Origin of the sequence: Acinetobacter sp. YH12227, from assembly GCF_013417785.1 — a bacterium.
Taxonomy (GTDB): domain Bacteria; phylum Pseudomonadota; class Gammaproteobacteria; order Pseudomonadales; family Moraxellaceae; genus Acinetobacter; species Acinetobacter gandensis.
In genome coordinates this window covers 1-18,491 of record NZ_VPDH01000003.1, presented here as the reverse complement: position 1 = coordinate 18,491, position 18,491 = coordinate 1, and the positions used below count along the sequence as shown (strand labels likewise).

Sequence of the window (18,491 nt, the reverse complement as noted above, 5' to 3'; positions counted from 1 at the left end):
TTAGAACACTCCTAACTTTTGTTTCTTGCTGTCTGAATATATTTTATAAATATACAATGGTGCTCTAATACCAAACATTAAGAATAAACCCATTAGCCTAAAGTGCCATTTAAAATTACGGTTAACCATCATTTTTAATCCAAATCTACCAGTTTGAATATCCTTTGGATGTTGACTTAAAGCAATCTGAATGTCTATCAGTTCTTTGACTTCTTTTAATTCTATTTCTGTTAGAACATCTGTTAATAACTCAATTTCAATTTCACTAGAAGACTTAAATTTCTGGATAGAAAGATTATCAGTTTCATTCGTATAGGAACCCAATCTTTGTCTATAAAAATAAACATTTGAACTTATACAAGAGATTTTTAAATTTTTATTATTTTTTAATAATTTTAACAAATACAATTTATCTTCCATATAATTAATATTTGGTATGAAAGACATTTTTTTGCAGATATCACTTCGAATCAACTTATTCCACAAAGCACCATGCATTTGATCAAATGCTAATTTTCTGATCAAATCTTGATGAGTTAGCTCTCCATTTACTTCAACTGTTATAGATTTATTCGGAAACATTACACTATAAGAAGCAATACATATATCACATTTTGTTCTTTCTACTTCAGTTGCCATCAATTCTAGTGCGTCATTAGCCAAATAGTCATCAGGATCTGCATGTATAATATATAGACCTGTAGCTTTTTCTAAACCATATTGTCTAGCAGATGCAACGCCACCATTGATTTTCGAATATAGCTTAAATCTAGAGTCACACTTATCATATTGATTACAAATATCTAAACTTTGATCAGTCGATCCATCATTTACCAAGATTACTTCAAAGTTTTTATATGTTTGATTTACTAGAGATTCCAATAAATCAACAATATATTTCTCCATATTATAAATAGGGACAATTACTGAGATAAAAGGCATAATAGTTAGACATCCAAATCTAGCTTTCTTTTAAGCAAATTAATTGATTGTTGAATAAGCCTTGGATCTATGGCTTTGATATGTGTCAGTTTAGACGAGTATTCTTTCAAATCAGCTGAAAGACCTAAGGTTTTGAATAGTGAAGAAAATCTTGAACTTCCCCTTCCTTCATTAACAATACAAATAAATGGTTTTTCAAAAATTATTGAAAAGACAACTCCATGAAATGAATCGGTAATGACATATTTCGCATTTGCAAATCCAGCAAGCCAATCTCTTGGATCAGGCATAATAATATCATGATGATCAATTGAATCCTCAATAGAACATTTTGCTTGGCAACTATAAACCATTTCTGCATGTTCTTTAGCGAAAGATTCAATTAATTGTTTCTTTTCACTGCTAGGATCTAGGATATAAGTGTAAATTCCACTACTTTTTGAATCTAACCTATCTTGACCTATAAGTTTTTTATAATCGGATTGACTCAATAATAAAGTTGGATCGAGAACATGATCTACATCTATATGAAAATATTTTTTACATAGCTCAACTCCAGAATCTTCTCTGACACTTATCCAATCAAATAAGTTAACTAACTTTGAGCATCTCGCTGTCAATTCAGCATCATATTCCCACTCACTCACACCAAATGATGATGCATAGGCAATTTTTTTAATTTTCTTTTTTTCTAAAAAATCTAAGTAAAAGTTTTCAATACAAGGTGAATATTTAGGCCTCCAAGTTTGATCACTGCCAACTATAACAGCATCATACCCAATGTTATCAAAATGCTCGATCAATTGAGACGTAGTAAACAAAGGTTCTGACATGATTAGATTTGTACTAATAAAATTTCTAGTATTTTTATAGGCAAGATTTTTTTTCGATTCTATAAAAATAGGTGATTTTCCTTTACCCAATCCTTTTAGCAAAACTCTATATATCAACCGTATAAAAAGATATGTAAGACTCAGTTTAGCTGGCTGACGATCAATCGTAACCACATTATAACCCAGTTGGGTAACAACTTGTTGTAGTGCCCACGCTTGCAACATGCCACCATAATTATGTCCCAATGGTTGCGTTAAAATAGCTACTTTTTTCATTTAGCACCCAGCTTATTTTTAAATAACTTTACCAACTTCTGTTGCATATGATTTAATTTATTATAAATTTTTAATTTAACAAGTAATGGATGCATTAACTTATTAAATTCAGAGTAATCAGGATTATTTATCCAATAAGATAAACTTTTTTCACGTGTTTGCATTCTTTGCGATTGAACTAAATTAAATATAATACTTTGTTCGGATATAAATCTTTCGCGTTTTTTTATTAAATCTTTATTTTTAAATTTTTTAATTCGATATGCAAGTCCTTTATGTCTATGATTAAAACTACCTGACTGTGATTGTATTACCATTTCCAGCGAAATTTTATCTAAAATTAATTCTTCATTGTCTATACCATGGTTTATTAAGGTTTCAGCTAATTGACTACGGGTTATAACAATACTATTTCCAGAACCTGATTTATCATATGGATCTATCCAAGCATCACCTAAAGAGATATCCGCTAATTCATTCATTACATCATCACAGAAATCACATGCATTTGATTTAAATAAGCCTGTTCCCCACATGTCACCTAAGCTCAACATATCAATCATATGTATTCTGCCATTATCTTTTTCTTTACAAGAAAATTTATAATCTAAAGCAAAACTTTCAACATTCTTAACACGATACTGAACTGAAGAATAATCAGAATTACACCCAGCTGATTGTGCTAAAAAATCTGTATAATACTTACTCTTTAATCCACCACAGATAATTCCCACCACAAATGGAATCTTTTCTTTTAAATTAGGATTTTTTTCTTGCTTTAATCGTATTGCTTTTACAAAGCAAGAAACTCCTGAAACTGCTACTTTTCCGTTAATATTATCAATTTCTGTAAACAATTTTTCTAAAGTTACAGGCATATAACGTGTTTTAGATATTTTACGTATATCCTCTATATCGCTACACAGTTTATATTCAAAACCGTCACAACTTTCCTGAACAATGAATAAATGGTCTGCAATTTTATTATTAATTATTTTTTCAAATATATATGTTGCAATACCACCGGAGGAAGAGGTTTCTCTATATTTATTACTATATCCTGCATAAAGACCACCATAAAATCCAATCCTGTCATTGTAATTACCACTAGTTCGCTGAAAAAATATTTTTCCTAGAGCATCCTCATTTTTTAAATTTGGATTGAAAGGACATACACTGTACATTTCATTACTAGTAGATAATTCAGTCAACTTAGGAACTAAGAAATTTGAATCATTCCAAACCATTTTTGCTGTTTTGCTTTTATCCTCTGAAATACAAGCCCCACACCCAGTACAGAGTTCATTTTCTAGAATTTTTTCAATACTCATAACTATCTAAATTTTCCATCTTTTTTAAATACAATAGATCTGATTTTTTGCTTTTCCACTTCATTTAATCCAATGAAATAAGAAAGAAATAAACTATAGAGACCAAATGAAATTAAGAAATATATAAATTCTGATAGCTCTTGTGGAGTACCAAAAATATAATTATATATTAATATACCTAGCAATATAAATACTTGTAGTGTAAGTATAGGCATAAAAACCTTCAATACATACATTTTAAATCTATAGTTTGTCAATTTAATTAAAAATAAAATTCTTACAAAAAAAGCAATAAAAGCAATACATATAGGTACGATCAATATAAATTTAGGCGAAAATCCAAGCATGAACAGTAGATAAGAAATCGGAATATTCAATAAAAGTAGTGTGCCTACTATTATCTGTGTACCTTTAATGTTACCTGTTGCCTGAATAGCCGACACAATTAATATTGAAAATGACTCAATTAATACTAAAACAAGACCCAATTGTGTCAATTCAACTGCATAACTAGGAGTGGATTTTAACCATAATTTCAAAATATATTCCATGCTAAAAATTAATGGGAATATAACGACTGAAACAACTATCATACAAAACTTTGTACCATAATCGATTAAATTATAATAATTTTTAAAATTTTTATTGGCATAATTTTTATAAATTTGAGGATTTATTGCATTTGATACCGAAGATAATAATGTAGATATAGCAGCCATAACCGTTAAAGAAATTGCAAATGCTGTATTTATCATTAAACCAAAAAAAATATTTAGTATTACATTAGCACCTTGATTTCTCATTACAACTGAAAGATTGCCTATTAAATTCCACCCCATGAATTGAAGCATATCTTTAATTAATAACTTAATTTTATTTAATGCTACAAAATTAAAGGCCACCACCCTACCAAAACTAATGTAACAATATAGTATATTAAAAATAAAGATAAAAAAACTTACCAATGTCAAAAAAAATGAGTATAAAACAACTTTATTTATATCAAAAAAATTTAAAAAATATACAACCAATAGTTTTAGGATACCATCTAATACTGCAAGATAAGCAAATGCTTGCATTTTTTCATATGCAGTAATTAATGCTGAAAAAGGAATTTGTAAAATAGAAATAAAAATACTTAATGTGGCAAAATTATAAATTAAAACTGCCTCTCTCTTAAAGTTTTTAATATTTAAAATATTTTCTATAATATAATCTCTAAATAAATAAATTAGAAAGCAGAGAAAAAAAGAAGCTAATAAGTGTATATAAAATCCTGAAATGAAAGTGTTTTTTATTGAGTTAATGTCATTTTTCCCAATATCAACACTTAGAAATCTTTGTGTACCAGAAAGCAATGCGCCATTTACAAAACCAAACATTGCTACAATACCAAAAACTACTGTATATAAACCAAACTGTTCCGCTCCAAGTATTGAAATAACTTCACGAAGTGTATATAAAGTTACTATAGTAAGAAATATTGTTCTACTTAATAAAAAAATTGAATTTTTAGCTATACGCCTGTTATTCGAAACCACTTCAATATCCTGGCTAGATTTACATTAGTCTATTTGAGTTATGAAGTATAACCCTCTACATATTTTTTAAATTCATTAAATAAATTTGGTATTTCAGACTTATCTTTATATTCACTTTCCCATATATTAAAGATTTTATTAATATCACAATAAGGATAAAAATTTTCAAAAGACCTTAAAATCCGCTCATGATCCGTTTTTTCCACACTATCTGCATCAATTAATAATTCCTCATACAACTTTTCACCCGGACGTAAACCTGTAAATTGTATATCAATATCACCTATACCATTTTCATCGATGGGACGGAAACCACTCAAACGAATCATTTGTTTAGCTAAATCTACTATTTTAACTGGCTCGCCCATATCCAATAAAAAGACATCGCCGCCTGTCCCCATCGCACCTGCCTGAATAACGAGCTGAGCTGCCTCTGGAATGGTCATAAAATAACGCGTGACTTCTGGGTGCGTTACTGTAACAGGCCCGCCTTGAGCAATCTGCTTTTTAAACAAAGGGACGACAGAACCTGACGAACCAAGTACATTGCCAAAACGCACAATACTAATTTGAGTTTTTGGATTCGTCGACGCTAGACCCTGACAATACAATTCTGCCATACGTTTAGACGCACCCATGACATTGGTTGGACGTACCGCTTTATCTGTTGAAATTAAAACAAAAGTTTCAACATTTTGATTCACCGCTGCATCTACACTACGCTGTGTGCCAATGGACGTATTATAAATACCTTCAAATGGGTTTGCTTCAACAAGTGGCACATGTTTATAGGCTGCGGCGTGATAAACCGTTTGCACTTTGTACTCTTGAATAATACGTTCTAATTTTTGCTGATTGGTGACAGAACCCAGCACTGGAATAATTTGTATATCAGAAGCCTGCAATTCACGGTCGATTGAATACAAAGCAAATTCAGACATTTCAAACAGCACTAACATTTTAGGCTGATGCTTCACGATCTGACGGCATAACTCCGAGCCGATCGACCCCCCTGCTCCTGTCACCATGACCACTTTATTTTTAATATTTTTTTCTAAGAGTTCAGGCTTTGGTGGTACAGGATCACGCCCTAATAGGTCAATAATATCCACTTCACGAATATCTGAAACTTGAACTTGACCATCGACCAGTTGGGTTACCCCTGGCAGTTCCATGATTTTGACATCTGCCATATCAAAAGACTCAATGAGTTCTTTTTTACGCGCACGACCAACCGATGGCATGGCAAGTAATACTTCTTCAATGCCAAATTTTCCAAATTTTGCTTGCGCTTTTTTGGGTGAATAAATTTTTAAACCACTCAGTGACTGACCTTGTAAGGAGCGCTTATCGTCAATAAAACACACGGGCAAATAATCATCTGAGCGGTTTAAAGCTGCTGCAATTTGCTGACCTGCCAGCCCTGCCCCATAAATTGCCACACGTTTACGGCTTTGCTTTTTGGCAAAAGTTTTAAGGGTAGCGTAGCGAATGACTGCACGGCTCCACCACATGTATGAAAACAGCATAAAGCCATACATGAGCGGAATACTCATGGGAATAAATGCAACATTGAGTTTTTTAATCGTGTACAAGGCCACGATTTGAATAAATGTCCCGATTAAAATCCGCAGCAAATAATCTTCATTAAATGAACGTACAATTGCACGGTAAATACCAAGCAAAGCAAAAATCAGAATGCCAACCACACCAACATAAATATACCAAGCATCCAGTCCTTGCATGACCTGAACATTGGGACGTGCCAAACGAATGGCATAAGCCAGCCACATCATCAGTGGTAAAACACAGATATCCATCAGCACCAAAACGATTTGTTTTTGGCGACGCGGTAATGATGCTATAGAACGGATAAAGTCTTTCACAAGATGCTCAAATGGGGTCAATAAAGCGAATGAGAGCGCATATTATACGCTCTTTTCAGATTTAGATTTTTGCGATCACCGCTTGGATCGCATCCACGGTTTTCTGCAAGCTGTGCTCAGACAATGTTGGGTGTACAAGGAACATTAAACTTGTTGTACCGAGCTGTTTAGCTTGCGGTAAAGACTGCGCAGGACGCCAAGGCGTACCATCAAATGCTTTTTCTAAATACACTTCTGAACACGAACCGCTAAAACAAGGCACATTCAATGCATTGATTTCTGCCATGATTCGATCACGCGACCAGCCGTCGGGTAAAGCATCGACATTGACTTGCACATAGCATTTATAGGCTGCATGCACATATTCAACAGATGGTTTTGCTACAGTAAAATACGGACTATTTTCAAACGCCGCTTGGATACGCGCCATATTGGCATTACGTTTTGCAGTCCATTCTGGCATTTGTTTGAGCTGTAAACGGCCAATCACCGCCTGCATTTCCATCATGCGCCAGTTGGTGCCAAATGAATCATGCAACCAACGGAAACCCGGTGGATGTTGTTTGTTATAGACGCTATCAAAGTTTTTGCCGTGATCTTTATACGACCACATTTTTTTCCACAGACTTTCGTCATTGGTAGTGACCATGCCGCCTTCACCGCCCGTGGTCATGATTTTGTCTTGGCAGAAAGACCATGCACCAATATGACCGATGGAACCAGCTGATTTGCCTTTGTACATTGCACCATGCGCTTGGGCACAATCCTCAATCACAAAAATGCCTTTTTCCTCAGCCAACTGCATGATCGGATCCATATCACACATCCAGCCTGCCAAATGTACACAAATAATCGCTTTGGTATTCGGCGTAATCACTGCTTCAATGGTACGGCAAGAAATATTCTGTGAATCAAGTTCGACATCTGCAAAAACCGGATTGGCACCGGCAGTCACAATCGAGCTTGCCGAAGCTAAAAACGTACGTGAGGTAACAATCACATCATCGCCTGCGCCAATACCTAAGGCTTTGAGTGCTACATCCAGTGCGACTGTACCATTGGCAACAGCAACTGCATGCTTGGTTCCTGCAAACTGTGCAAATTCCTTTTCAAATTCACGGCATTCTTGACCGGTCCAATAATTCACCTTATTGGATAAAAGGACTTTTGATACCGCATCGGCTTCTGCTTGAGTAAAGCTTGGCCAAGGTTCAAATGCACTGTTTAACATGAGTTTTTCCTAGTCTCAAAATCGAGTTTAAAAATCTATTTTTTCGTCACAATACGGGCGGGATTTCCCACCACTGTTGCGCCTGGAGGCACACTTTTAGTCACGACAGCACCCATACCAACAATAGCACCTGCACCAATCACTAAAGGCTGATCAGGTGTGCCCTGCTTAATCATCGCACCTGCGCCCATATAAGCATGGTCTTGAATATGAATATTGCCATTACATTTTACGCCTGGTGCAAAAGTAACGAAATCCCCAATCACACAATCATGCTCGACATAACTGTATAAATTGGCATGAAAACACTTACCGATTCTGACATTTGAGCCAATGGTGACAAATGGACTTAAAGCAGAGCCTTCATCGAGCTCAAGCTGATCCATTAGAACTACATTGTCCGCGATGATCGACCAAAGGTGAATGCCATCCATCTCTAAACGCTGAGCGATCTTTTCTCGTACATGACTATTGGCAATCGCGATTTGCACGTATTTTTCAGAAGCCGTTTCATTTAAAAATGTGAGGTAATTCATGGCACGATGACCATTTACGTCTGCAACCAATTCCAAGGCATCATCAATAAATACGATTTCTGAAATATCGCTTTCACGGGCTAATTGCTGGCGTGCAACAGGCATTAAACTCCGCCCGCAGCCTGAAGCGCCATAAATTGCATAGAGCTTAGTCATCTTTAGGCTCCGAAGTACCCGTAAATTTACTCATGGTCGCTTCACCTTCGGCACTAATATCATCTTTAGACAATACTTTTTGTACCGTTTTCAGCATAATTTTAAAATCGAGCCATAATGAACGGTTTTCGACATACCATGTGTCTAGCTCAAATTTCTTTTCCCATGAAATGGCATTACGACCATTCACTTGCGCATACCCTGTGATGCCCGGACGCACGTTATGACGTTTGGCTTGTTGCTCATTATAGAGGGGTAAATATTCCATCAGCAGTGGTCGTGGTCCGACAATACTCATATCGCCTTTAATCACATTCCACAGTTCAGGCATTTCATCCAGACTGCTGGAACGCAGCATTTGACCAAAGGGTGTTAAACGCTCACTGTCGGGCAAGGAATCACCTTGTGCATCAACCGCATCTTTCATACTGCGGAATTTGATCATTTCAAAAGGTTTGCCATTAAGCCCCGGACGCACCTGACGGAACAATACAGGTGAACCCAAATTTTTTCGCACCTTATATGCCACAAAAGCATATACAGGAGACAGCAGCAATAGCGCAGATGATGCAATCACAATATCCAATAAGCGCTTTAACATGGTTCACTCTTGAGGTTAGATAAAAATGGTGGAGTCAATATTTATTTCTAGCAATAATTATACCCTGTCCAAAGCCATCAGATTTGTAAAAAATTCAACATCACAGGGATTCAAGTATTCCCCATTCTAAAAGCTGCTAAACCATATAACCGTTTAGAGATCTGTCCAACGACGATTAACTGCATGACCCGGATTATTCATACTGATCACCTTCGCGTAGTTTCCTACCGCAGTTGCATTTTCAGGAATATCTTTGGTCACAACGCTGCCCGCACCTATAGTGGCATTCTTGCCAATTTTGACATGTTCAATAATGCAGACATTTGGCCCAATATAAACATTATCGCCAATTTCTGCGGCTTGACGGCCGCCATTTGCACCAATGGTGGTAAATTGCGATAAATTCACATTATTGCCAATCACGGTTGTCGGATTGACGACCAACGGCCCGCCATGCCCAATAAACAAGCCGTAGCCAATTTGAGTCGTGGTATGAATATCAATGCCGTAGTGCTTTCTTTTATAATAATAAATAGGATAGGCCAACTTTGCCCATACAGTTTTTGAACTGGCTAAACGCAGCCAAAATGAAAAATTAAAACCACGATTGAAAAAATAAGTTTTCAAAAATGTTTTAAAACTGACATGACCGGTATAACGGTATAAATCACTTTTTATATATTTTAAGGTCATCTGGATCGCCTCTTAAATTGGGTAAATCGCCTTTAATGAATATCCATTTCAGCCATCATGTGCTTATTCACTTGATGCACATCATATTTATTCAGCGCAATTTCCCGCGAACGCGTTCCCATATACTCAATCAGTTTTGGATCTTCAATAAAATACTGCATGCTTTGCACCAAATCATCTACAGACTTCACTCCAACCAAATAACCATTCACACCGTGCGATACCGTTTCACGACAGCCCGGCGCATCGGTGGTAATCACAGCACGACCCATTGCCATCGCCTCTAATACCGTACGTGGCGTGCCTTCACGATAAGATGGCAACACATACACGGAACTTTCCGCAATTGCAGGACGGACATCACTGAGCTTGCCCCAATATTTGAGGCGACCATCTGCAATCCATGTATCGAGTTCGGCTTGAGAAATGGCTGATGGATTATCATCAATCCAACCGACCAAATGAAATTCCGCTTCAGGATGCTTTTCTTTGATGATACGTGCCGATTCAGCATATTCACGCACGCCCTTATCACCCAAAAGTCTTGCAATAAGTAAGAAAGAGGCTTTGACCTGCCCTTGTTCATTTTTTGGTAAAGGCATGACATCAAAGTCTTGCACATTTACCCCTGAACCATTCACTACTACAGTGGGTTTATCAGCATCAAGCAAGTGCATATCTTGAAACAATTTGAGGTCATCAGGATTTTGAAAAAAGACTTTGTCGCTACGTTTTAATGCTTGCGCATATAAACCATGCACCATTTTTTGGAACACACTGCGCTTACCTGATTCGACATTTTGAAAGGCGTAACCGAGACCGGTAATTAACGCAAAACGATGCGGGACTTTGGCAAGCCATGATGCCAAGGTGCCATAAATCACCGGTTTAATGGTATAGGACAGCACATAATCGGGTTGAATGTGACGAATCTGCTGATACAGGTTTTTAAGCAGTTTTAAATCCGCCAGTGGATTGGTACCAGTGCGTTGCATCGGAATTTCATGCAAATGATAGCCAAGTACTTCAAGTTTTTTCTGTTCTTCAGGGAAGCTTGCAAATTCAGGTGCCATGATATGAATTTCATAGTCATGAGCAGAAATCGCTTCTAGCAATTTGCCACGAAAATTCAGTACCGACGGCAAAAAACTACTGATCATTAAAAATTTCATGCCTGTTGGCTCCACACCTGCATATATTGACGGCTAACAGTTTCAATACTGAAATTCTGCTCTGCCCGTTCACGCGTCGCCTGTTTTAAACTTTGTTTTTGTGCTTCTGTCTTTTGTACATATGCCAAAATGGCATCCGCCAAAGCTTGCGCATTACGTGGTGGAACAATACTTCCTAAATCCTGCACAATATATTTGGCATCGCCAACATCTGCACTGATACATGGCAGTCCTGAAGCCATGGCTTCGACCAACACATTGGGAAATCCTTCGGTAATCGAGGTCATTAAAAAGGCATCAATCGACTGATAAAAAGCAGGCATATCCGAGATTTGATCGAGTAACTGAACTTTCTCGCTCTCCAATTGATACTGCTCAAATAATGCTTTCACTTCCACGTTATCTAAGCTTGCACCACTACCTGCGACTTTAAAGATGATGTTTTTATCTTTCAGCAAGTCCATGGTTTCAAACAAATACGGATAACCTTTGGCGGTGTGATAACGTCCTGCAAAACCAATCACGGTTGGTTCATTTAACTGTAAATTTGGCTGAAACTTATCGAGAAAAACACCATTGGCAATCACTTGGCTATTGCCATTTTTAAAGCCGAACGCCTGATGCTGTTGCATGGACGAATGTGCACAATAAATAATAGCACTGGCTTGCTGTGACAGTATTTTGCTTAAACCCAAGGCAATTTTGGTACTGATGGATTCCTCTTTAGGAGAAGCAAGCGAATGATGAATGCCCCACACAACTTTTGGTTTTTTCGCTAAACCAATGACACTGAGACTGGTCAACACATTGGCGTGGTACATCCAACATTGCACGGTTTTAGGTTGCAGTTGTTTGAGTAAACCACGCAGTTTTTGAATGGTGCCCAGCGTATTTATACCATTCCAACCCAGCGCATAATGCGCCTGACAGCTATCTAAAGTACTTTGATAAACCTCAGAGGTTTTCATCAATGCAATGATCACATGTTCATACTGCTGCTCTGTGCATTGGATCAAACGTGCCAGCATCATCTCTGCACCGCCCACGCCTGCAAAGTTGGTGATCACATGTACCATCAACGGTTTGCTCATGCTGCCGACTCCATCATTCGCAAATACTGCTTGAGTACGGTTTGCTTATGAAACTGCTGAATATGCATTTCAAAATCAACATTTTGATATTGCACATAATCTGCAAAAATTGCTTGTTGCATGGCTTGAGTTAAACCTACCTGATCATTGCATTCAACCAATAAACCAAACTTGGAGTTTTCTAAAATTTCCATTGGTCCGCTTGGACAGTTGGTACTCACTACTTTGACTTTAGAAGCTAAGGCCTGAATGAGAACGCCCGGTAAACCCTCCCAATTGGAGCTTAAAACAAATAGCGATGCATATTTAAAATAAGCATATGGATTTGAATCAAAGCCCGGCAAATCCACCACGTCTTTTAAACCCAAGTCAGCAACTAGAGCCTCAAACTCTGCACGCAGTTCGCCCTCACCTAAAATCAATAATCGAGTTTCAGGATGCTGATCATGCAAGGCTTTAAAAGAGCGAATCAGAAAACCAAAGTTCTTTGCTTCAGTGAGACGCCCTACTGCCAAAATCACTTTATGGTCATCGTTCAAAAATTTGTGTGTGACTGGCGCTTTAAGCTTTTCAAAATAGGCATTGTCCAACACAGGATTATAAATCGTGCTCAGATTATTATTTTTATAGCCATAATATTCACGAAAATCGGCTTCAACCCCTTTAGAGACACAGACCACTTGCTGTGCCATGGGATAAGTCCAATTCACCAAAGTTTTCAGCACAAATTTAGCAATACCTTGCAATTTTAAGTTTTTGGATGGCGTCGATACTTCACGGAAGATCAATCGCGTTGCAACACCTGCAAGCTTTTTCGCAATGCCTGCCACAATATTGGTATGGGTTTGCGTTGCCACCAAGCAATCATATTGCTCAGCTTTCATTTTCATTTTTAAGGGTGTGATGCTATTCATCACCCGACCACAATTAAAATTGACCAATTCAATTTTAGAACTGACTTCGGGTAGCAGCTTGGCTTTGTCACCATTAAGGTCACATACACCTAAATGAATCTTTAGCCCTTGTTCAGCAAAGCTGTTCGCCAGTTGAATGACCGTACGTTCTGCACCGCCACCGCCCAAGCTTGGCAAAAAGAACATGACTTTATTCAACATATGCAGACCTAAATTTTATAAAATGCGAGAATATTAACGATGATTTTTTGAGGCTTGAATTGCCATGGCACGTTCCACGCGCGCGCGATAATCCGCAATACCCGCTAAGTCAGTATCACTGGCACAGGTGCTTTGAATTTTGGCTTGATAATCAGCAAAACTGGATACCACTTTAGCAGGCACACCAATCGCCACGCTATGGTCAGGAATGTCTTTAGTCACCACCGAACCTGCGCCAATCACCACATTTGAGCCAATGCTCACACCCGGCATAATAATGCTATTTACACCAATAAATACATGTGAACCCACCTGAATTGGCGCAAAGCGTTGATAGCGTTTCCCTTGGTCATCTTTGACCAAACAGGTACTGCCATCATGGGTAATAAATTTCACCCCTGAAGTGACCGTCACATGGTCGCCAATGCTGACCAAGAACGGTTCTGAGCCCCAACTTTTAATATAGATTCGGCAGTTTTCACCGACTTTCACACCTTTTTTACGTGCATAAGCCACACTGCCCTTCGCCATAAAATAAGCAAGATCAAACAGCTGTCGAAAAGCAGAAACCATAAATGCCATACGTATGACCTATGTCAGGATCAGAAAATCGAAAGGAAAAAAATTAAGCTGAATATTTTACGCTGAAAACGTGTTTTAGGATATGAATAGTATTTTAAACAGTTTTGATCTTTTTAGCCGGAATACCGACATATACCCCTGATTCAGGCAAAGATTTAGATACCAAACTACAAGCACCAATCACGCTATCATCGGCAATAGTTACACCATCAAGTACCGTAACCCGTGCACCTAGCCAAATATTTTGTCCTAAACTGACGCCTTGTTTGGTAATCGCATCTTTCACCAACAGATCAGGCTCACCAAATTTATGGTTGCTGGCAATCAAAATACTTTGCGTACCAATACGGGTGTTATCGCCAATGGTGATACCACCACAGCCATTGATAAAAGACTTCGAGTTAATACTGACGTCTTGACCAATCGACACCTTGCCACCAAAGCATTTGATATAACAGCTTTCACCAATAAAACTGTGATCTGCAATTTCTAAAATCGCGCCTTGCTCGACAATTAAACTGACATGGTCGCCAATATAGACATTCTTACCGATCTTGACTTGGCCATTAATCTCTAGAGTACACGCTTTCCCGAAGTAACGGAATTGTGTGCCAAATGCCATGTTGTACATCACTTTACGGCACTGTGAAGCAAACCAATTTATGTATTTTAAGATTTTAAAAAACATCAGTTTTTGTTTCTCCACACCACATATAAAATGGCAAAGTTATAGAAAATTAATGCCACAGGCACCGCAAGTAACATATACACTTTATCAGCAAAGACTGCATAGAAGCCTGCAAATAAAGCAAACTTAATCATGAGTTCTACGATTTGCAACTTGAATAAAACTTGGCTGTTGCGCTTAGCAATCAAAAAAGCTGAGCTTGGTGGATTACAGAAAATCGCCCAATAACCTAAAGCTAAAATTTGGAAATAGCTCGAAATACCCACCCATTCACTGCCAAAAACCCATAAATATAAAGATTCAGGCAATACAAACACCAAGGCAAATAATGGCAGTGAAACTAAACTCAGTAGCACACTGGCTTTTAACGCATTTTGGCTTGAATCTGCATCTTTAAATTTGCGAATAAAAAACTGACGCAAAGTTTGTGAGATCAGATTAATCGGAACACGCAAAGTCCTTTCGACAATGGCATAGAAGCCCATCGCCTGCACACCGACAAAATGCGACACCACATAGTAAGGCAAATTATGCGAAAAACTATTCAGCAAGGCATGAGGCGTGTTGGCATAAATAAAATCTTTGTAATGTTTAAATGCTTGCCAACTCACTTGATAGAGCTGATGTTTTAGTAAATAAATCAGCACCGCCACAATCATAATGACTGAGCTGACGTTATAACTGTTCACCAAGCTAATTTGCATCACGAGCGGTAAAGAAAGTTGAACAGCCACCACAATGGCACTACGGAAAATATTTAAACTTGCACAGAAATATTCTTTATGTGCAGAAAATTGATAATTATACAGACTTTGAATTAGGGTATTGGCAAGCACACCTGTCGCGACAGCCCCTGCCATTTCAACATTTAAAATAACACTGATGACGATGCCACTCATCACAGCGATTGCTGTTGAGAACACCGCCCCTTCAAAAATCAGGCTCTTTTTATCTTGCTCGTCCGCGACTAACAACGCTTGATCGAGACGTAAATTAGCAACGGTCGATAAAACACTGACAATCGCCAATGCAATCCCGTAAGCACCAAAGTCAGCAACAGAATATAGGCGTGTTAAAACAGGAAGTGCGATAAATGTAATTATCGCACCGACCAGTAAACTTAATGTAATCAGTCCAATGGACTGATATTTTGCGAAAATTTTCGCAATCATCTGTTCAATATCATTTTAAGTTGTTTACGTACCAACGCATCGCAAGTTGAATGCCTTCGGCAATTTTAAACTGTGGTGCATAACCCAAGCCTTGCTCAATTTTGGAAATGCTGGCTTGTGAATGACGTACATCACCTGCACGAAACTCACGATAGACAGGATCACGGTCAAATTGAACATTATTGGTCGCAAGCGCGACTTGAATAGCACGATATAACTCATTCAGCGTAGTACGGTCACCCACTGCGACGTTATAGACCTGATTTTTTGCTTCATCTGATGCGGTCGCCGCCAAGATATTGGCTTGAACTGTATTGTCGATGAAACAGAAATCACGACTGGTTTCACCGTCACCATTGATGAAGACATCCTCACCATCAATCATCGATGCTGTCCATTTCGGGATCACTGCCGCATAAGCACCGTTTGGATCTTGGCGTTGACCAAACACGTTAAAATAACGTAGGCCAATCGCTTTAAAACCGTATGCACGTGCAAATACATCGGCATAGAGTTCATTTACATACTTGGTTACCGCATAAGGTGAAAGTGGATTACCAATATTTTCTTCCACTTTTGGCAATGCTGGATGGTCACCATAGGTTGAACTACTGGCCGCATAAGTAAAACTTGCAACACCTGCATCACGTGCTGCAGTGAGCATATTTAAAAACCCACTGATATTAGTTTCATTGGTGGTGATGGGGTCAGCAATGGAGCGTGGTACAGAACCGAGCGCTGCTTCATGCAAGACATAATCTACGTCTGCACATGCTTTTTGGCAGTCTGCAAACTGACGAATATCGCCTTCAATAAAACGGAAATTCGCCCACTGCTCAGCAGAGACCAAGCTTTGCACTTCATCTAAATTATGCTGATGCCCTGTGGCAAAGTTATCTAAACCCACCACAGTTTGATTGAGCTTAAGTAAAGTTTCTAAAAGGTTTGAGCCGATAAAACCCGCCACACCCGTCACCAACCAAGTTTTGGGTGCAGTTTTGAGGTTGTCACATACCTGTTGATATTGATTCATAATAGTATGTCCTCTTATAGACGAAGGTCAGATTCGGCTTGAGATAACACATATTTCAAGTCATATAGCACATGCTCAGATTTACCTAAAGCACGAATGGCTTGCACGCCCATATCTTTAAATTGATGATGTGCAACGGCCAAAATAACGGCATCATATTTGCCATTTTCTAAGTTTGAAATTGGGCTAATACCATATTCATGCTCAGCTTCAGATGCATCGACCCAAGGGTCATAGACATCAATCTGAGTGTGATATTCTTTAAGTTCATTGACGATATCAATAATGCGGGTATTACGAATATCTGGGCAGTTTTCTTTAAAACTTAAGCCTAAAATCAATACTTTGGCATCTTCAACTTGAATGCGTTTTTTCAGCATTGCTTTAACCAGTTGAGTCACCACATAAGCGCCCATTCCATCATTTAAACGACGGCCTGCCAAAATAATTTCTGGGTTGTAGCCAATCGCTTGGGCTTTATGAGTCAAGTAGTATGGGTCGACACCAATACAGTGACCACCAACCAAACCCGGACGGAACGGTAAGAAATTCCACTTGGTGCCTGCAGCTTGCAAGACTGCTTCTGTATCAATGCCCATTTTATTAAAAATAAGCGCCAATTCATTAATTAAGGCAATATTCACATCCCGTTGGGTGTTTTCAATCACCTTCGCCGCTTCTGCAACTTTAATACTTGATGCTTTATGTGTGCCTGCTTCAATAATCAAGTTATAGACTTGATCAACATAATCAGCCACTTCAGGTGTTGAACCCGAAGTGATTTTTAAAATATTGGTGACACGGTGCAGTTTATCTCCCGGGTTAATACGCTCTGGGCTATAACCTGCATAAAAATCCTGATTGAATTTTAATCCTGAATTTTTTTCTAAAACTGGAATACATACTTCTTCAGTTGCACCAGGATAAACCGTTGATTCATAGACAACCACATCGCCTTTTTTCAATACTTTAGCGATACTTTCGGATGCTTTAATCAAAGGAATCAGGTCGGGTTGCTTAAATTCATCGATCGGGGTTGGCACTGTCACAATAAAGAAATTACAGTCTGCTAACTGCTCTAAGTTCGTGGTGTAGCTTAAATGCGTTGCTTGCTTTAATTCTTCTGGTGAAACTTCTAAAGTATGATCTTGTCCGCTCTGTAGCTCATCAATACGCTTTTGATGAATATCAAAACCCACAACGGGAACTTTTTTTCCAAACTCAACAGCTAGCGGTAAACCGACATAACCTAATCCGATTATGGCAATTTTTAATTCGGAGAGTTGTAACATACTGAAGCCCATGTCATCGATGAATTATCAATCATCGTTATGTTGTAAATAGCGTTAAATTATATCAGAAAATCAAATTTCGATTGTGTAATGATGTCCTATAGGGACTGTAATTTTAATCAAAAATATTTATAGGATTAAACAATCCCACCTATAAAACCAACATTACTCATTTAAAAAAATTCAACTAATATAGGACTTACGCATTGACGGATTCAAAAAAGTATTAAAATACTTTATAAAGTATCTGTGATCAGACGAATTAAACATGCTTCTACAGCAACTTGTACATTACCCATTTATATGGGCTTTCTCATGAC

The 18,491-nt window shown here is 37.9% G+C and carries 17 protein-coding genes; all 17 read right to left on the bottom strand.

Annotated elements, in window-relative coordinates; all coding sequences use genetic code 11:
* Nucleotides 1-942: a glycosyltransferase family A protein gene (locus FTV09_RS01015; RefSeq protein ID WP_180056313.1), complete on the bottom strand. Its 942-nt coding sequence runs from the start codon at nucleotides 940-942 to the stop codon at nucleotides 1-3.
* 5 nt (nucleotides 943-947) lie between these two features.
* Complete coding sequence (locus tag FTV09_RS01010; RefSeq protein ID WP_180056312.1) at nucleotides 948-2,051, bottom strand: polysaccharide pyruvyl transferase family protein; 1,104 nt, start codon at nucleotides 2,049-2,051, stop codon at nucleotides 948-950.
* Nucleotides 2,048-3,382: a Coenzyme F420 hydrogenase/dehydrogenase, beta subunit C-terminal domain gene (locus FTV09_RS01005; protein ID WP_180056311.1), complete on the bottom strand. Its 1,335-nt coding sequence runs from the start codon at nucleotides 3,380-3,382 to the stop codon at nucleotides 2,048-2,050. The genes FTV09_RS01010 and FTV09_RS01005 overlap by 4 nt, the downstream gene beginning before the upstream one ends.
* A 2-nt stretch (nucleotides 3,383-3,384) precedes the next feature.
* Nucleotides 3,385-4,923, bottom strand: a complete 1,539-nt coding sequence (locus FTV09_RS01000; protein ID WP_180056310.1) for an MATE family efflux transporter — start codon at nucleotides 4,921-4,923, stop codon at nucleotides 3,385-3,387.
* Between the two features lie 38 nt (nucleotides 4,924-4,961).
* A complete protein-coding gene (locus tag FTV09_RS00995; protein ID WP_180056309.1) occupies nucleotides 4,962-6,809 on the bottom strand; it encodes a nucleoside-diphosphate sugar epimerase/dehydratase in 1,848 nt (615 codons plus the stop codon).
* Nucleotides 6,810-6,870: 61 nt separating this feature from the next.
* Nucleotides 6,871-8,040 (bottom strand): DegT/DnrJ/EryC1/StrS aminotransferase family protein, encoded by a 1,170-nt coding sequence (locus tag FTV09_RS00990; RefSeq protein ID WP_180056308.1) that lies wholly within the window; start codon nucleotides 8,038-8,040, stop codon nucleotides 6,871-6,873.
* Between the two features lie 35 nt (nucleotides 8,041-8,075).
* The gene (locus tag FTV09_RS00985; RefSeq protein WP_180056307.1) at nucleotides 8,076-8,732 is read right to left on the bottom strand and encodes an acetyltransferase; all 657 of its coding nucleotides are present in this window, start codon (nucleotides 8,730-8,732) and stop codon (nucleotides 8,076-8,078) included.
* On the bottom strand, nucleotides 8,725-9,333 hold the full coding sequence (locus tag FTV09_RS00980) for a sugar transferase (RefSeq protein ID WP_180056306.1): 609 nt from the start codon (nucleotides 9,331-9,333) through the stop codon (nucleotides 8,725-8,727). The genes FTV09_RS00985 and FTV09_RS00980 overlap by 8 nt, the downstream gene beginning before the upstream one ends.
* Before the next feature lie 153 nt (nucleotides 9,334-9,486).
* Nucleotides 9,487-10,026, bottom strand: coding sequence for a serine O-acetyltransferase (locus tag FTV09_RS00975; protein WP_180056305.1), 540 nt, complete (start codon nucleotides 10,024-10,026; stop codon nucleotides 9,487-9,489).
* Between the two features lie 32 nt (nucleotides 10,027-10,058).
* Nucleotides 10,059-11,198: a glycosyltransferase family 4 protein gene (locus tag FTV09_RS00970; RefSeq protein WP_180056304.1), complete on the bottom strand. Its 1,140-nt coding sequence runs from the start codon at nucleotides 11,196-11,198 to the stop codon at nucleotides 10,059-10,061.
* Nucleotides 11,195-12,289 carry a glycosyltransferase gene (locus FTV09_RS00965; RefSeq protein WP_180056303.1) on the bottom strand — a complete coding sequence of 365 codons (1,095 nt, stop codon included), beginning with the start codon at nucleotides 12,287-12,289 and terminating at the stop codon, nucleotides 11,195-11,197. Before FTV09_RS00965 ends, FTV09_RS00970 begins: the two co-directional genes overlap by 4 nt.
* Complete coding sequence (locus FTV09_RS00960) at nucleotides 12,286-13,404, bottom strand: glycosyltransferase (RefSeq protein ID WP_180056302.1); 1,119 nt, start codon at nucleotides 13,402-13,404, stop codon at nucleotides 12,286-12,288. The genes FTV09_RS00965 and FTV09_RS00960 overlap by 4 nt, the downstream gene beginning before the upstream one ends.
* Nucleotides 13,405-13,437: 33 nt before the next feature.
* Nucleotides 13,438-13,986 carry a DapH/DapD/GlmU-related protein gene (locus FTV09_RS00955; RefSeq protein ID WP_180056301.1) on the bottom strand — a complete coding sequence of 183 codons (549 nt, stop codon included), beginning with the start codon at nucleotides 13,984-13,986 and terminating at the stop codon, nucleotides 13,438-13,440.
* 94 nt (nucleotides 13,987-14,080) lie between these two features.
* Nucleotides 14,081-14,674 carry an acyltransferase gene (locus FTV09_RS00950; RefSeq protein WP_168379448.1) on the bottom strand — a complete coding sequence of 198 codons (594 nt, stop codon included), beginning with the start codon at nucleotides 14,672-14,674 and terminating at the stop codon, nucleotides 14,081-14,083.
* Entirely contained in the window at nucleotides 14,674-15,846 is a 1,173-nt protein-coding gene (locus FTV09_RS00945; protein ID WP_180056300.1) for an oligosaccharide flippase family protein, read from the bottom strand. Before FTV09_RS00945 ends, FTV09_RS00950 begins: the two co-directional genes overlap by 1 nt.
* Before the next feature lie 10 nt (nucleotides 15,847-15,856).
* Complete coding sequence (locus FTV09_RS00940; RefSeq protein WP_180056299.1) at nucleotides 15,857-16,879, bottom strand: NAD-dependent epimerase/dehydratase family protein; 1,023 nt, start codon at nucleotides 16,877-16,879, stop codon at nucleotides 15,857-15,859.
* Between the two features lie 14 nt (nucleotides 16,880-16,893).
* Nucleotides 16,894-18,171, bottom strand: coding sequence for a Vi polysaccharide biosynthesis UDP-N-acetylglucosamine C-6 dehydrogenase TviB (gene tviB, locus FTV09_RS00935; RefSeq protein WP_180056298.1), 1,278 nt, complete (start codon nucleotides 18,169-18,171; stop codon nucleotides 16,894-16,896).
* Between the last annotated feature and the right edge of the window lie 320 nt (nucleotides 18,172-18,491).

Coding starts and splice junctions, on each gene's coding strand:
- FTV09_RS00960 (WP_180056302.1), bottom strand. CDS start 13,404: ATGTTGAATAAAGTCATGTTCTTTTTGCCAAGCTTGGGCGGTGGCGGT.
- FTV09_RS01010 (WP_180056312.1), bottom strand. CDS start 2,051: ATGAAAAAAGTAGCTATTTTAACGCAACCATTGGGACATAATTATGGT.
- FTV09_RS00975 (WP_180056305.1), bottom strand. CDS start 10,026: ATGACCTTAAAATATATAAAAAGTGATTTATACCGTTATACCGGTCAT.
- FTV09_RS01015 (WP_180056313.1), bottom strand. CDS start 942: ATGCCTTTTATCTCAGTAATTGTCCCTATTTATAATATGGAGAAATAT.
- FTV09_RS00965 (WP_180056303.1), bottom strand. CDS start 12,289: ATGAGCAAACCGTTGATGGTACATGTGATCACCAACTTTGCAGGCGTG.
- FTV09_RS00945 (WP_180056300.1), bottom strand. CDS start 15,846: ATGATTGCGAAAATTTTCGCAAAATATCAGTCCATTGGACTGATTACA.
- FTV09_RS00985 (WP_180056307.1), bottom strand. CDS start 8,732: ATGACTAAGCTCTATGCAATTTATGGCGCTTCAGGCTGCGGGCGGAGT.
- FTV09_RS00990 (WP_180056308.1), bottom strand. CDS start 8,040: ATGTTAAACAGTGCATTTGAACCTTGGCCAAGCTTTACTCAAGCAGAA.
- FTV09_RS00970 (WP_180056304.1), bottom strand. CDS start 11,198: ATGAAATTTTTAATGATCAGTAGTTTTTTGCCGTCGGTACTGAATTTT.
- tviB (WP_180056298.1), bottom strand. CDS start 18,171: ATGTTACAACTCTCCGAATTAAAAATTGCCATAATCGGATTAGGTTAT.
- FTV09_RS00980 (WP_180056306.1), bottom strand. CDS start 9,333: ATGTTAAAGCGCTTATTGGATATTGTGATTGCATCATCTGCGCTATTG.
- FTV09_RS00950 (WP_168379448.1), bottom strand. CDS start 14,674: ATGTTTTTTAAAATCTTAAAATACATAAATTGGTTTGCTTCACAGTGC.
- FTV09_RS00940 (WP_180056299.1), bottom strand. CDS start 16,879: ATGAATCAATATCAACAGGTATGTGACAACCTCAAAACTGCACCCAAA.
- FTV09_RS00955 (WP_180056301.1), bottom strand. CDS start 13,986: ATGGCATTTATGGTTTCTGCTTTTCGACAGCTGTTTGATCTTGCTTAT.
- FTV09_RS01005 (WP_180056311.1), bottom strand. CDS start 3,382: ATGAGTATTGAAAAAATTCTAGAAAATGAACTCTGTACTGGGTGTGGG.